The sequence below is a fragment of the Dyella japonica A8 genome (genome assembly GCF_000725385.1).
GTDB lineage: Bacteria > Pseudomonadota > Gammaproteobacteria > Xanthomonadales > Rhodanobacteraceae > Dyella > Dyella japonica_C.
Window position 1 is genome coordinate 2,706,090 of the sequence record NZ_CP008884.1, and the last position, 13,844, is coordinate 2,719,933.

The window sequence follows — 13,844 nt, forward strand, 5'->3', positions numbered from 1 at the left end:
GACGCAGCCCGCGTCCGGACTCGAGTCTGGCCGCGGGCTGTTTGTTGAGGAGACATGGATCGCTCGATTCATGTGGAAGTGAGCGATCCATGCCGGATGCAACGATGAGCAAGCGTGATTACTATGAAATCCTTGGGGTGGAGCGCACCGTCACCGAGGTCGAACTGAAGAAGTCGTTCCGTCGACTGGCGATGAAGTACCACCCGGACCGTTGCCCGGACGATCCGCACGCACAGGAGAAATTCAAGGAGGCCAAGGAGGCCTACGAAGTTCTGTCGGATGACCAGAAGCGCGCCATGTACGACCAGCACGGCCATGCTGCCTTCGAGCACGGCATGGGCGGCGGTCGCGGCGGCTTTGGCGACATGGGCGACATCTTCGGCGACATCTTCGGCGATATTTTCGGCATGGGCGGCGGCGGGCGCGGACGTTCGCGTCGCGGCTCCGATCTGCGCTACATCATGGAGCTCGATCTGGAAGAGGCCGTGTTCGGCGTCGAAAAGAAGATCGAGATTCCCACCCAGGTCAACTGCCACCACTGCAACGGCAGCGGCTCCGCCGACGGCAAGACGGTGACCTGCAAGACCTGCGCAGGCCACGGCCGCGTGCGCATGCAGAACGGCATTTTCTCCATCCAGCAGGCCTGCCCGCATTGCGGCGGCAGCGGCCACATGATCGAGAAGCCTTGCAAGGAGTGCGATGGCGAGGGCCGTCTGGAAGAGACGCGTGCGCTGTCCGTGAACATTCCCGCGGGCGTGGACAACGGCGACCGTATCCGCCTGACCGGGCAGGGCGAAGCTGGCCCGGCCGGTGGCGAAGCCGGCGATCTGTACGTGGAAGTGCGCGTGCGCGAGCACGACATCTTCCAGCGCGAAGGCAACGATCTGCACTGCGAACTGCCGATCCGCTTCGCGCAGGCTGCCCTGGGCGCGGAGTTGCTCGTGCCGACGCTGGAAGGCGAAGTGCCGATCAATATCCCGCCGGAAACGCAAACCGGCCAGATGTTCCGCCTGCGCGGACGTGGCGTGAAGTCCGTGCGCAGCGCCCGTACCGGCGACCTGATCTGCCGCGTGGTGGTGGAAACCCCGGTGCGCCTGACCAAGCAGCAGCGCGACTTGCTGGAACAGCTTGAAACGACGTTCGCCCATGGCGAAGCGGAGAAGCACACGCCGCGCGCCAAGACCTGGGTGGATGGTGTCAAGCAGTTCTGGTCGCGCGTTACCTCATAAATCGGCGGTACGTGTCGCATGTCCGAAGCCCTGGCGAATGCCGGGGCTTTGTTTTTGTGTTGCCTCAGTCCCCTTGCTCGTCATTCCGGCGCAGGCCGGAATCCAGTAGCGACAACGGTCGGTTATTGCGACGCGCTTGAACAATGGCTGGTAGCCCCTGCGAAGATCGTGCCCTACTCGCCACTGGATTCCGGCCTGCGCCGGAATGACGAGAAAGAGGGCGAGGGATGCCTCTACGCTCTTTATTCCCGCGGGGAATGACTTTCGAGGGACGGGATACCGTCGTGCACAACCATGCCTGCACGCAGTAGCATCGCCACTTCGTTGTCCGCCATCCAGGAAGCCCCCATGCCCAAGCCCGTTCGCCTCGCCATCAATGGCGCCACCGGTCGCATGGGGCAGGCTTTGCTTGCGCTGGTCAAGGACGATGCCCGCTTCATCCTGGTCGCCGCCATTGCTTCGCCGACTTCGTCGAAGCTCGGGCAGCCGATTGACGCCTGTGCCGGCGCGCTGACCTATTCGCACGAATGGCCGGCCCCGGGAACGCTGGACGTAGTGGTGGATTTCAGCGGCCCGGCGGGTTTGGCCGAGGCGCTGACGTACTGCGAATCCAACAGCGTGGGACTGGTCACCGGCACGACGGGTCTTGATGCGACGTTTGCGCAACGGCTCAACGCATCGGCCGCGCGTATCGCGTTGCTGCGCTCTGCCAATTTCAGCCTGGGCGTGGCCGTGCTTACGCGCCTGCTTCGCCAGGCGGCGGCGGCGCTGCCGGACTGGGACCTGGACATCATCGAGGCGCACCACAACCGCAAGGAAGACGCACCGTCGGGCACCGCCCTGGCCTTAGGCGAGGCGGCAGCGGCGGCGCGCGGCACCTCGCTGCGCGAAAGCGCGGTGTACGCGCGCGAGGGGCGCGTCGGCCCGCGCGAGCTTGGCACCATCGGTTTCGCCGTGGTGCGTGGGGGCGACGTGGTGGGCGAGCACGAGGTGTTCCTGATGGGGCAGGGCGAGCGTATCGAGCTCACCCATCGGGCTACGGATCGCTCGATTTTCGCCCGCGGCGCACTGGAGGCCGCCCATTGGCTCAGCGGCCGGGTGGCAGGTGACTACGATCTGGATGCCATGCTGGCCGATCGCGCCGGTCACTGACCGTCGCCCGGCCGCTTGCCCGGGTGCGTTCCAGCCCCTAAAATCTTGGGGATTGTCATTGGGGAGTAGCCATCCTCACCCCTTCGCGACCGGTCCCCGGTGGCGGCTCCAGAGGAATCCGCGTCAACAGACTTGAAGCGCTTCGCTTCATGGCGTGGATGGCACCGATGCCTTGCGGCATCGGCAGCCCGGCGAGACCTTTGGCCACGACGCGCTCACCCGGCCGGGCGAGCCCGCGTCGCTGAGCCAATGGTTTTCCGCTCGCCCGGCCCTGGAAAAAGCATGCTCACCGCTCTCCTGTTCCTGCTTTCGGCTGGCGCGATCTATCTCGCGTGCGAGTACTTCGTCAACGGCGTGGAGTGGTTCGGCCAGAAGCTCAATCTGGGCGCCACGGCGACGGGCACGATCCTGGCCGCGTTCGGCACGGCGCTGCCCGAGAGTGCCGTGACCTTCGTGGCCGTCATCCTGGGCAAGACCCCGGAGCAGAGGGACATTGGCGTCGGCGCCGCACTGGGTGGCCCGCTGGTGCTCGCCACCATCGCCTATGCCGTGGTGGGCGTGGCGTTATGGATGAATCGTCACCGGCTCATGCGCGCGGACCACAGGGTGCGCGTGGAGCATGGGCGGCTGGCTCGCGACCAGTCGTGGTTCCTCGCCATTTTCGTGGTGAAGTGCGGGCTTGGCCTGGTCGCGTTCGCGCTGAAGCCATGGCTGGGCGTGCTCTTTCTTGCCGCGTATGGCCTTTACGTGTGGCGCGAGCTGAAGGCGTCGGATACGGCGCCCGAGGAAGAAGAACTCGAACCGTTGAAGCTCCGGCCCAACGAGGCCAATCCCTCGTTCTGGTGGGTGGCCGCGCAGACGACGCTGGCGTTGCTGGTGATTGCGCTCGCTTCGCACACCTTCGTCAAGCAGATCGAAGCCATCGGCGTGGCATGGCAGCTGTCGCCGCATCTTGTGGCGCTGGTACTCAGCCCCGTGGCCACCGAACTACCTGAGACCATGAATGCGCTGATCTGGGTGCGGCAGGGCAAGGAGCGCCTGGCGCTGGCCAATATCTCTGGCGCCATGATGATCCAGGCCACCATCCCCAGCTCGCTGGCGCTGTTCGGCACGCCGTGGCTGTTCGACGCGCCGCTGATGGTGGCTGGTGTGCTTACCGGCGTTGCCGTGGTCTATCTGTGGTGGCTGTTCCGCCGTGGGCGCGTGGATGCGCGCTGGCTGGTGCCGGTGGGGCTGCTGTATGGCGTGTTCGCCGCGTACATCGCGTGGCATTACGGCAGCCATCTCTGATCGACGGCTGAGGCGTCGGCGCCCCTTGGGCGCCGCGCACGTCAGTCCTTGTGGGCGGCGTTGCGGTCGCGGTCGGCACCAAGCTTGCGATCGAGCGAGCCGAAGATCCGCTTGAAGGCCCGTGAAAACTTGCCGCGCTTGGTCTTGCGCAGTTTTTCTTCCTCGCTGGTGAGCCAGGCGACCTGGATCACGCGGCGCTCGCCCTCGTAGGGCAGGTGACCGTGGAAGGAGTTGTCGCAGCGCTTGAACACCGCGAATTCGCCATACAGGGGCTTCAGTTCCGGGGCCACCATGCTGTCGATGTTGTCGATGCTGCCAAGGAAGCGCAGGCAGCCGTCGCTGCTGTCCGGCCACAGGTTGTTGAGGTACAGCAGTGCCGTGGCCACCTTGGATTTGCTGTCGGTGTGGATCGTGCCGTGGCGCTTGTTGAGCGAGCGACACAGGGTGATCAGGGTGGGGTATCGGCCCAGGCCCTCGATGCCCAGCCGCTCGCCGATGGCGCTGGCAAACTCGGCCGAGCTCAGGCGTTCCACCAGGGCGTTCACCGACGGACCGCAGTCGCTGGCGTCATAAGGGAAGAAGCCGGCGCTGGCATAGCGGGGGAAGTCCCGCTCCAGATCCCCCCGCGCCTCGTCGGGCAACTGCCCGTGGGCGATCAGGAAGGGGAAGGGTTCCATCCGCACGTCCGTATCCGGTCGGTCGAGGCGGGCGGGATCGAGCAACACGGCTGAGTTCATGGACATCCGGTCATGGGCAAGGCAGCTGGTTAAGTGTAACGCTGCGGACATGCGCCGGTTGGCCTGGATTTCTCCGCATGTTCAGCAGTTCCGGGTGGACACCAGGGGGGCTTGCACCTATCATTGTTACCCGCCCTGAAACATTCCTCGACTAAGGTCCACAAGCCTGCTTTGCTGCGGCTTGCGGGCCTTGCTGCACCTAAAGGCGGTCCTCCCATGCCTATTCCTGCTCTGCTTGCCCTCGAAGACGGCAGCGTGTTCCACGGCTACGCCGTTGGCGCGACTGGTGAAACCGTCGGCGAGGTGGTTTTCAACACCGCCATGACGGGCTACCAGGAGATCCTCACCGATCCCTCGTACGCCAAACAGATCGTTACCCTTACTTATCCGCACATCGGCAACACCGGCGTGAATGTCGAGGACGAAGAGTCCGACACCGTGCATGCCGCCGGCTTGATCGTGCGTGACGTACCGCGCCGAGCCAGTAACTGGCGCAGTACCGAGAGCCTGCCCGACTACCTCAAGCGCCACGGCATCGTTGCCATTGCCGGCATCGATACCCGTCGCCTGACCCGCATCCTGCGCGACAAGGGTGCCCTCAACGGCTGCATCGCCGCGGGCGAGCAGATCGACGCGGAAGCGGCGCTGGCCAAGGCGCGTGCGTTCCCGGGCCTCAATGGCATGGACCTGGCCAAGGTGGTCAGCGTCGGCGAGTCGTATCAGTGGAACGAGGGCGTGTACGACCTCGACAACACCCGGTTCAACCAGCCGGCGAAGCGCTTCAAGGTCGTGGCCTACGACTTCGGCGTGAAGTACAACATCCTGCGCCTGCTGGCCGAGCAGGGTTGCGACATTACCGTCGTGCCCGCGAAGACGGCGGCTGCCGACGTGCTCGCGATGAAGCCTGACGGCGTGTTCCTCTCCAACGGCCCCGGCGATCCGGCGGCCTGCGATTACGCCATCGTCGCCGCGCGTGAATTCCTCGACGCGAAGATCCCGATGTTCGGCATCTGCCTGGGTCACCAGATCATGGGCCTGGCGCTGGGTGCCAAGACGCTGAAGATGAAGTTCGGCCACCACGGCGCGAACCATCCGGTGAAGGATCTCGACGACGGCCGCGTGCTGATCACCTCGCAGAACCACGGCTTCGCAGTGGATCCGGCGACGCTGCCGGCGAACGTGCGCGTCACCCACGCCTCGCTGTTCGATGGTTCGCTGCAGGGCTTCGCGCTCACCGATCGCCCGGCGTTCTGCTTCCAGGGTCACCCGGAAGCCAGCCCCGGTCCGCACGACATTGGTTATCTGTTCGACCGTTTTGCCGCACTGATGCAGGAGGCCCGCACGAATGGCTAAGCGCACCGATATCAAGAGCATCCTCATCATTGGCGCTGGCCCGATCGTCATCGGCCAGGCCTGTGAGTTCGACTACTCCGGCGCGCAGGCCTGCAAGGCGCTGAAGGAAGAGGGTTACCGCGTCATCCTGGTGAACTCCAACCCCGCCACGATCATGACCGATCCGGAGACGGCCGACGCCGTCTACATCGAGCCGATCAACTGGCAGACGGTGGAGCGCATCATCGCCAAGGAGCGTCCGGACGCCGTGCTGCCCACCATGGGTGGCCAGACCGGCCTCAACTGCGCGCTCGACCTTGCCGACAACGGCGTGCTCGAGAAGTACAACGTCGAGCTGATCGGCGCCTCGCGCGAAGCCATCCGCATGGCCGAAGACCGCGAGTTGTTCCGCGTCGCCATGGCCGATATCGGGCTGGAATGCCCGAAGGCCGAAGTGGTCCGCACCTTCGAGCAGGCGCTGCTGGCGCAGGCGAAGGTGGGCTTCCCCACCATCATCCGCCCGAGCTTCACGCTGGGTGGCTCGGGTGGCGGCATCGCCTACAACAAGGAAGAGTTCGAAGAGATCGTCAAGCGTGGCCTCGAGCTTTCGCCGGTGGGCGAAGTGCTGGTCGAGGAATCCGTGCTCGGCTGGAAGGAGTTCGAGATGGAAGTGGTCCGCGACAAGGCGGACAACTGCATCATCGTGTGCTCCATCGAAAACCTCGACCCGATGGGCGTGCACACCGGCGACTCGATCACTGTCGCGCCGGCGCAGACGCTCACCGACAAGGAATACCAGCGCCTGCGCGATGCCTCCATCGCCGTGCTGCGCAAGATCGGCGTGGACACCGGCGGCTCCAACGTGCAGTTCGGCATCAATGCCGAGAACGGCCGCGTGGTGGTCATCGAGATGAACCCGCGCGTGTCGCGCTCGTCCGCGCTCGCCTCCAAGGCCACCGGTTTCCCGATCGCCAAGATCGCCGCGAAGCTGGCCGTGGGCTACACGCTGGACGAACTGAAGAACGACATCACCGGTGGTCTGACCCCGGCGTCGTTCGAGCCGACCATCGACTACGTCGTTACCAAGATCCCGCGCTTCGCGTTCGAGAAGTTCCCGTCCGCCGACGCCCGCCTCACCACGCAGATGAAGTCCGTGGGTGAAGTGATGGCCATGGGCCGCACCTTCCACGAATCGCTGCAGAAGGCGCTGCGTGGTCTGGAGATCGGCAAGAACGGTTTGAACCCGACGGGCCTGGACCTGACCTCCGACGAAGGCATCAACGCGCTCAAGCGCGAACTGCGCGAGCCGCGTCCGGATCGCGTGTTCCACCTGGCCGATGCGTTCCGCGCCGGCCTGTCGCTGGAAGACGTGTACGGCCTGAGCCGCGTCGATCCCTGGTTCCTCGCCGCGTTTGAAGACATCGTCCTCACCGAGAAGGAAGTCCAGGCGCAGGGCATCACCGCCATCGACGCGCTGCGCATGCGCGAGCTGAAGCGCATGGGCTTCTCCGACGCGCGCCTGGCCGAACTGCTCGACACCAACGAAGCGGCCATGCGTCACCTGCGTCGCACGCTGGGTGTGCGCCCGGTGTACAAGCGCGTGGATTCCTGCGCGGCCGAGTTCGCCACCACCACGGCCTACATGTACTCGACCTACGAGGAAGAGTGCGAAGCCAACCCGACCGACCGCGAGAAGATCATCGTGCTCGGCGGTGGTCCGAACCGCATCGGCCAGGGCATCGAGTTCGACTACTGCTGCGTGCATGCAGCACTCGCGTTGCGCGAGGATGGCTTCGAAACCATCATGGTCAACTGCAACCCGGAAACCGTTTCCACCGACTACGACACCTCCGATCGCCTGTACTTCGAGCCGCTGACGCTGGAAGACGTGCTGGAAATCGTGGATCTGGAAAAGCCCAAGGGCGTGATCGTGCAGTACGGCGGCCAGACGCCGCTCAAGCTTGCGCGTGCGCTTGAAGCCGCGGGTGCGCCGGTGATCGGCACCTCGCCGGACAGCATTGACCTCGCCGAAGACCGCGAGCGCTTCCAGCAGATGATCGAGAAGATCGGCCTGAAGCAGCCGCCGAACCGGACCGCGCGTACGCCGGATGAGGCGCTGGCCTCGGCCCGCGAGATCGGTTATCCGCTGGTGGTCCGCCCGAGTTACGTGCTGGGCGGCCGTGCGATGGAAATCGTCTACGGCGATGCCGATCTCTCGCGCTACATCCGCGAAGCCGTGCAGGTGTCGAACGATTCGCCGGTGCTGCTGGATCGCTTCCTTGACCATGCGGTCGAAGTGGACGTGGACATCATCGCTGACGCCGACGGCAACGTGCTGGTTGGCGGCATCATGGAGCACATCGAAGAGGCTGGTGTCCACTCGGGCGACTCCTCCTGCTCGCTGCCGCCGTACTCGCTGACGCAGGAGGTGCAGGATGAAATGCGCCGCCAAGTCACCGCGATGGCGAAGGAGCTGAAGGTCGTCGGCCTGATGAACACCCAGTTCGCCATCCAGGGCGACACGGTGTACATCCTCGAAGTGAATCCGCGCGCCTCGCGCACGGTGCCGTTCGTTTCCAAGGCCACCGGTGTGCCGCTCGCCAAGATCGCCGCGCGCGCGATGGCCGGCCGTTCGCTGATCGACCAGGGCACGACCAAGGAAGTGATCCCGGGCTACTACTCGGTGAAGGAAGCGATCTTCCCGTTCCTGAAGTTCCAGAACGTGGACCCGATCCTCGGCCCCGAAATGCGCTCCACTGGCGAGGTGATGGGCGTGGGCCGCAGCTTCGGCGCCGCCTTTGCGCGTGGCCACGACGCTGCCGGCATCAAGACGCCGCCGAAGGGCAAGGTGTTCGTGTCGGTGCGTGATGCCGACAAGGATCGCCTGCTGCCCGTCGCCCGCGAAGTGCTGGAGAAGGGCTTCAGCCTGGTCGCCACCGATGGCACGGCGAAGTACCTGGCCGAGCATGGCGTGGCCTGCGAGCGCATCAACAAGGTGATCGAGGGCCGTCCGCACATCGTCGACCTGATCAAGAACGGCGAGATCGTCTATATCGTCAACACGACGGAAGGCAAGGCGGCCATCGCCGACTCGTTCTCGATCCGGCGCGAGGCGCTGCAGCAGCGCGTCACGTACTCCACCACGGTGGCCGGCGCCCGCGCGCTGGTGCATTCGCTGGACTACCACGGTGACGGTGCGGTGCACAGCCTGCAGGAACTGCACAAGGAGCTGAAGGCATGAGTCGTGCTCCCATTACCAAGTCGGGCTCGGAGCGTCTTCGCGGTGAGCTGGAAAAGCTGAAGTCCTCGGATCGGCCGCACATTATCGCGGCCATTGCCGAAGCACGTGCCCACGGTGATCTCAAGGAGAACGCGGAGTACCACGCCGCGCGTGAGCAGCAGAGCTTCATCGAGGGCCGCATCGCGGCCCTGGAAGCCTTGCTGTCCACGGCCGAAGTGATCGACGTCAGCCGCCTGGCTGCCGGCTCCCGCGTGGTGTTCGGTGCCACGGTGGATCTGGAAGACGAGGACAGTGGCGAAGCCGTGACCTACCAGATCGTTGGCGACCTGGAAGCGGACATCAAGATGCGCCTTATCGCCGTGTCTTCGCCGATCGCGCGTGCGTTGATCGGCAAGAGCGAGGGTGACAGCTTCGAGTTCAGCGCGCCCAATGGCGTGAAGCGTTACGAGATCACGGGCGTGCGCTACGCCTGATTTCGGTAGGAAACATGTGGGAGCGCACCCTGTGCGCGACGGCAACCTTGCCTCGACGTGAGGTGCTGTCGCGCACAGGGTGCGCTCCCACAGAAAGTCTCGGGTTGATCGAGGCAACAGAAGAGGGCCGCTTTCGCGGCCCATTTTTTTGGCGGCTAGGGGGGGGCGTTGTTGGAGCGCACTTGTGCGCGACCGCGGCACATCCGATCAGTGTTCCGGCAGGCTGTCGCGCACAAGTGCGCTCCTACAAAAGAGCGAGTCAGTTTTGAGGCGATGTGCAGGCAACAAAAAAGCCGCCCAAGGGCGGCTTTTCGCAAAACCCGAAAGCAGCTGAAATTAGCGCTGACGAGCCTTGAAACGCGGGTTGCTCTTGCAGATCACGAACACCTTGCCGCGACGACGCACAACCTTGCAGTCACGGTGCCGCGCCTTGGCGGACTTCAAAGAGGAAAGCACCTTCACGGCCAGCTCCTGAAACTATGCGAAAGAAAAAAGACAAGACGGCAATCATAAACAGTTTGTAGACGCCATACAAGTCCTTGGATCGATTGCGCAATTGGCCGTTCACACAGGATGAGACCGCCACTCATTCAGGCTCGGTCATGGCGCTCAGGAAGCGGCGGACCACCGGATTGGGGTCGTCGATACGGCTGGCCAGCGCCAGCAGCATATAGGCGTCCGGATCTTCCAGCTCAAGATACTTCACGCCGGGCAGGTTCACGGAGCGCATGGACGCCGGCACCAGCGCCAACCCCATGCCCGCGGCCACGAGCACCAGCAGGCCGTTGATCTGCTGGGCGTGCTGGCGGATCAGGGGGTGAAAGTTGGCCTTGGCCGCGATCTGCGCCAGGCGGTCGTACAGGGTGGCTGCCAGTTCGCGCGGCTGCACGATGAAGGCCTCCATGGCCACCTCGCGCAACCAGATGCTGTCTCGGCCAGCCAGGGGGTGATTGGCGGGCAGGGCGAGCAGCAGGGGTTCGCGATCGATCACGTCCAACCGCAGTTGCCTCGCCATACCGGGATGCTCCGGCTCGTCACGGACGAAACCGACGTCGAGTTCGCCAGCGACCAGGGCGGCGTACTGCTGCTCGGTGTACATCTCGCAGAGCATCAGGCGCACCTGCGGCGCGAAGCTGCGGTAGCGCAGCAGGGTCTGGGGCAGGGCGGGGTGGAAGGTGACCGACACCGTGTAGGCCAGGCGCAGCTTGCCGCTGAAGCCGGTGGCTGCATCAGCCATCTGGGCCCGGGCCTCCTCGGCCTTGTCCAGAATCTGGCGCGCTTGCTCAAGGAACAGCTTGCCGGGTTCGGTCAGCGAGACGTTGCGCTTGTTCCGCTCCAGCAAACGGACCCCGAGGTCATTCTCAAGGGCTTGAATCTGCTGGGAAAGTGGAGGCTGGGAGATGTACAGGCGCTGGGCCGCCCGCGTGAAGCTGAGCTCCTCGGCGACCGTTACAAAGTAACGAAGCTGACGGAAGTCGAACATTTTGGAGCTTTAAGACGTTTTTCGAATAAGTAGGACTCCAAATATATATTTGTTTCTATAACTCGTCGATCATATTATTTCTTCCGTCCCGGCACCGTCCCCTCCCCCCAGGTGCCGGCGACCCTCGCCCCGCTGCGACGCTATCCCCGCGATATCTGGTCTTCCTCCCCCCTGACCCATATCGACGCGTCGCCCAGCGGGGCGCTTCCTTTTTCAGCACAACGCCCGGCCTAGCGCCGGGCGTTGTCGTTTGGGATCAAGGAATTAAGTGGTGGGGCGCACCCTGTGCGCGACGGCCGGATACATTGACGGTGCGGCAGTCGCGCACAGGGTGCGCTCCCACAAGAGCATTGCGGTCAGAGGGTAGCGGCCAGCCGGGTCCCCTGGTCGATGGCTCGCTTGGCGTCCAGCTCGGCGGCCACGTCCGCGCCACCGATGATGTGGGTCTTGATGCCGGCGGCGGTGAGCGCATCGGCCAGTCCACGGTTCGGCTCCTGGCCGGCGCAGATGATCACGTTGTCCACCGGCAGCACCTGCGACTGGCCATCGACCGTGATGTGCAGCCCTTCATCGTCGAAGCGTTCATAGCTCACCCCGCCGAGCATGCTGACGCGCTTGGCCTTGAGCGTGGCGCGATGCACCCAGCCCGTGGTCTTGTTCAGGCGGGCACCGGGGCGGCCTTCGGAACGCTGCAGCAACCACACCTGCCGCGAAGGGGCCTCCGGCGCAGCCGGGGCCAGGCCGCCACGCGATGCCAGCTGCATGTCCACGCCCCATTCGCGCGTCCAGCGGGATACATCCAGCGTGGCCGAAGGCTGGTGCTCGACCAGGAATTCCGCCACGTCGAAGCCGATGCCACCGGCACCGATGATGGCCACGCGCTGGCCTACCGGCTTGCCGTGCGCCAACACGTCGAGGTAGCTCAGTACGCGCGGGTCATCGCTGCCGGGGAAGTGCACGCGGCGGGGCGTGATGCCGGTGGCGACGACGACTTCGTCGTGGCCATCGCTGGCGAGGGTGGAGACATGGGCTGCCTGACCCAGCTTCACCGTCACGCCGGCGTCGTCCAGGCGGTGGCGGAAATAGCGCAGTGTCTCGTGGAATTCTTCCTTGCCCGGGATGCGCTTGGCGTAGTTGAACTGGCCGCCGATCTCGCTAGCCTGGTCGATCAGCGTCACGGCGTGGCCGCGTTCGGCCAGCGTGCTGGCGCACGCGAGGCCGGCGGGGCCGGCACCGACCACGGCGATCTTCTTGCGAGCCTTGGTGGGTTCGATGCGCAGTTCGGTTTCGTGGCAGGCGCGTGGATTGAGCAGGCAACTCGCGCGCTGGTTCTTGAATACGTGGTCCAGGCAGGCCTGGTTGCAGGCAATGCAGGTGTTGATGCGCTCGCTGCGTCCCGCCCTGGCCTTGTTGGCCCATTCCGGATCGGCCAACAAGGGGCGCGCAATCGACACCATGTCGGCTTCGCCTGCGGCAAGCAGCTGTTCGGCCACATCCGGCATGTTGATGCGGTTGGTGGTGATCAGCGGGATCGACACCTCGCCCTTGAGCTTCTTGGTGACCCAAGCGAAGCCCGCCCGCGGCACGCTGGTCACGATGGTGGGAATGCGTGCCTCATGCCAGCCGATGCCGGTGTTGATGATGCTGGCGCCGGCGGCCTCGATGGCCTTGCCCAGCGCGACGATCTCGCTCCAGTCCTGGCCGTTTTCCACCAGATCGAGCATCGACAGGCGATAGATGATGATGAAGTCGCGGCCCACCGCTTCGCGCGTGCGCCGCACGATTTCCACGGGAAAGCGCATGCGCTTCGCGGCATCGCCACCCCACACGTCGTTGCGCTGGTTGGTGCGCGCGGTAAGGAACTGGTTGATCAGATAGCCTTCCGAACCCATCACTTCGACGCCGTCGTAACCGGCGTCCTGCGCCAGTTTCGCGCAGCGCACGAAGTCACGGATGGTGCGCTCGACGCCGCCCGAGGAAAGCGCGCGCGGCGTGAATGGGGTGATCGGTGACTTGATCTTCGACGGTGCCACCGACAGGGGGTGATAGCCGTAGCGTCCTGCGTGCAGGATCTGCATACACAGCTTGCCGCCCTCGGCATGCACGGCGCGCGTGAGCTTGCGGTGGCGCGCCACGTGCCAGGGCATGGAGAGCCGCCCGCCGAAGGGCTTCAGCCAGCCCTGGACGCTGGGCGCGATACCGCCCGTGACCATCAGGCCGACGCCGCCGCGTGCGCGCTCCGCAAAGTAGGCCGCGAGCTTGTCGTAGTCGCTGGACTTGTCCTCCAGGCCCGTGTGCATCGAGCCCATCAGGATGCGGTTGGGCAGGGTGGTGTGCCCCAGGTCGAGCGGGGAGAACAGATGCGGGAAGTTCATGCGGACCGCCGACGAGGTTCAAACGATCGTATGAATGTGCCTGCGGAGGGCGTTTGAATGCAAGAGCCGCGCGTTGCGTGGAGGCTGGATTCCCTCACCGTCATCCCGGCGAAGGCCGGGATCCAGTGCCTTTACGTCAGGTACAAGGCGAAAGTCGCTGGATCCCCGCCTTCGCGGGGATGACGGTGAGGTGACTTGGATGGTGCCTGCCTTGGTGGGCTAGGCGACGAAAATGCGTCGAGCGGACTGGGCGCTTCAGCCCAGCAAATCCTGCACGAGTTCGATATAGCGATGCATGGCCTCGTCCTCGGACACGCCGCGCAGATGCGCCCACGCCTCGTACTTGGCCGTGCCGACGAAGTCGAAAAAGCCCGGCTGTTCGCCGTGGACGTCGCCCTCGGAGCCCTGTTTGTAAAGGGCGTAGAGCTTGAGCAGGGTGTCGTTGTCCGGTCGCTGGCCAAGCTGCTGGATGTCTTCGGCGGCCTGTTCGAATTCGCGACGCAGATCGGTCATGGTGTGGACGTGCATGGTC

At 64.8% G+C, this 13,844-nt stretch carries 12 protein-coding genes and 1 riboswitch; of the genes, 7 read left to right on the forward strand and 5 right to left on the reverse strand.

Going from position 1 to position 13,844, the window contains the following annotated elements:
- Positions 1–104: 104 nt before the first annotated feature.
- The 4 genes from dnaJ (at position 105) to HY57_RS11310 (ending at position 3,671) form a co-directional block, all read left to right on the forward strand.
- A complete protein-coding gene (gene dnaJ, locus HY57_RS11300) occupies positions 105–1,229 on the forward strand; it encodes a molecular chaperone DnaJ (RefSeq protein ID WP_026034219.1) in 1,125 nt (374 codons plus the stop codon).
- Positions 1,230–1,247: 18 nt separating this feature from the next.
- A complete protein-coding gene (locus tag HY57_RS21595) occupies positions 1,248–1,490 on the forward strand; it encodes a hypothetical protein (protein ID WP_144240814.1) in 243 nt (80 codons plus the stop codon).
- 87 nt (positions 1,491–1,577) lie between these two features.
- Positions 1,578–2,381: a 4-hydroxy-tetrahydrodipicolinate reductase gene (gene dapB / locus HY57_RS11305; RefSeq protein WP_019466978.1), complete on the forward strand. Its 804-nt coding sequence runs from the start codon at positions 1,578–1,580 to the stop codon at positions 2,379–2,381.
- Between the two features lie 36 nt (positions 2,382–2,417).
- Positions 2,418–2,598, forward strand: a riboswitch (yybP-ykoY riboswitch).
- Positions 2,599–2,663: 65 nt separating this feature from the next.
- The gene (locus tag HY57_RS11310; protein ID WP_019466979.1) at positions 2,664–3,671 is read left to right on the forward strand and encodes a sodium:calcium antiporter; all 1,008 of its coding nucleotides are present in this window, start codon (positions 2,664–2,666) and stop codon (positions 3,669–3,671) included.
- Positions 3,672–3,712: 41 nt separating this feature from the next.
- On the opposite strand, the gene HY57_RS11315 is transcribed toward HY57_RS11310, so the two are convergent.
- Positions 3,713–4,408, reverse strand: a complete 696-nt coding sequence (locus HY57_RS11315; protein WP_019466980.1) for a 2OG-Fe(II) oxygenase — start codon at positions 4,406–4,408, stop codon at positions 3,713–3,715.
- 216 nt (positions 4,409–4,624) lie between these two features.
- Here HY57_RS11315 and carA point away from each other — a divergent pair, with 216 nt between their 5' ends.
- From carA to greA, 3 genes are read left to right on the forward strand one after another with little or no spacing between them, the layout of a single operon-like run.
- Positions 4,625–5,761 carry a glutamine-hydrolyzing carbamoyl-phosphate synthase small subunit gene (carA, locus tag HY57_RS11320; RefSeq protein WP_019466981.1) on the forward strand — a complete coding sequence of 379 codons (1,137 nt, stop codon included), beginning with the start codon at positions 4,625–4,627 and terminating at the stop codon, positions 5,759–5,761.
- A complete protein-coding gene (gene carB, locus HY57_RS11325) occupies positions 5,754–8,981 on the forward strand; it encodes a carbamoyl-phosphate synthase large subunit (protein WP_019466982.1) in 3,228 nt (1,075 codons plus the stop codon). Before carA ends, carB begins: the two co-directional genes overlap by 8 nt.
- Complete coding sequence (gene greA / locus HY57_RS11330) at positions 8,978–9,454, forward strand: transcription elongation factor GreA (RefSeq protein WP_019466983.1); 477 nt, start codon at positions 8,978–8,980, stop codon at positions 9,452–9,454. Before carB ends, greA begins: the two co-directional genes overlap by 4 nt.
- Before the next feature lie 336 nt (positions 9,455–9,790).
- On the opposite strand, the gene ykgO is transcribed toward greA, so the two are convergent.
- The 4 genes from ykgO to HY57_RS11350 form a co-directional block, all read right to left on the reverse strand.
- Positions 9,791–9,916, reverse strand: coding sequence for a type B 50S ribosomal protein L36 (ykgO, locus tag HY57_RS11335; protein ID WP_010342887.1), 126 nt, complete (start codon positions 9,914–9,916; stop codon positions 9,791–9,793).
- Between the two features lie 124 nt (positions 9,917–10,040).
- On the reverse strand, positions 10,041–10,937 hold the full coding sequence (locus HY57_RS11340) for a LysR family transcriptional regulator (protein WP_019466984.1): 897 nt from the start codon (positions 10,935–10,937) through the stop codon (positions 10,041–10,043).
- 356 nt (positions 10,938–11,293) lie between these two features.
- Positions 11,294–13,312 carry an NADPH-dependent 2,4-dienoyl-CoA reductase gene (locus HY57_RS11345; RefSeq protein ID WP_019466985.1) on the reverse strand — a complete coding sequence of 673 codons (2,019 nt, stop codon included), beginning with the start codon at positions 13,310–13,312 and terminating at the stop codon, positions 11,294–11,296.
- A gap of 255 nt (positions 13,313–13,567) precedes the next feature.
- A complete protein-coding gene (locus HY57_RS11350; protein ID WP_019466986.1) occupies positions 13,568–13,825 on the reverse strand; it encodes an acyl-CoA-binding protein in 258 nt (85 codons plus the stop codon).
- Positions 13,826–13,844 lie beyond the last annotated feature (19 nt).

Coding starts and splice junctions, on each gene's coding strand:
- dnaJ (WP_026034219.1), top strand. CDS start 105: ATGAGCAAGCGTGATTACTATGAAATCCTTGGGGTGGAGCGCACCGTC.
- HY57_RS21595 (WP_144240814.1), top strand. CDS start 1,248: ATGTCCGAAGCCCTGGCGAATGCCGGGGCTTTGTTTTTGTGTTGCCTC.
- dapB (WP_019466978.1), top strand. CDS start 1,578: ATGCCCAAGCCCGTTCGCCTCGCCATCAATGGCGCCACCGGTCGCATG.
- HY57_RS11310 (WP_019466979.1), top strand. CDS start 2,664: ATGCTCACCGCTCTCCTGTTCCTGCTTTCGGCTGGCGCGATCTATCTC.
- HY57_RS11315 (WP_019466980.1), bottom strand. CDS start 4,408: ATGAACTCAGCCGTGTTGCTCGATCCCGCCCGCCTCGACCGACCGGAT.
- carA (WP_019466981.1), top strand. CDS start 4,625: ATGCCTATTCCTGCTCTGCTTGCCCTCGAAGACGGCAGCGTGTTCCAC.
- carB (WP_019466982.1), top strand. CDS start 5,754: ATGGCTAAGCGCACCGATATCAAGAGCATCCTCATCATTGGCGCTGGC.
- greA (WP_019466983.1), top strand. CDS start 8,978: ATGAGTCGTGCTCCCATTACCAAGTCGGGCTCGGAGCGTCTTCGCGGT.
- HY57_RS11340 (WP_019466984.1), bottom strand. CDS start 10,937: ATGTTCGACTTCCGTCAGCTTCGTTACTTTGTAACGGTCGCCGAGGAG.
- HY57_RS11345 (WP_019466985.1), bottom strand. CDS start 13,312: ATGAACTTCCCGCATCTGTTCTCCCCGCTCGACCTGGGGCACACCACC.
- HY57_RS11350 (WP_019466986.1), bottom strand. CDS start 13,825: ATGACCGATCTGCGTCGCGAATTCGAACAGGCCGCCGAAGACATCCAG.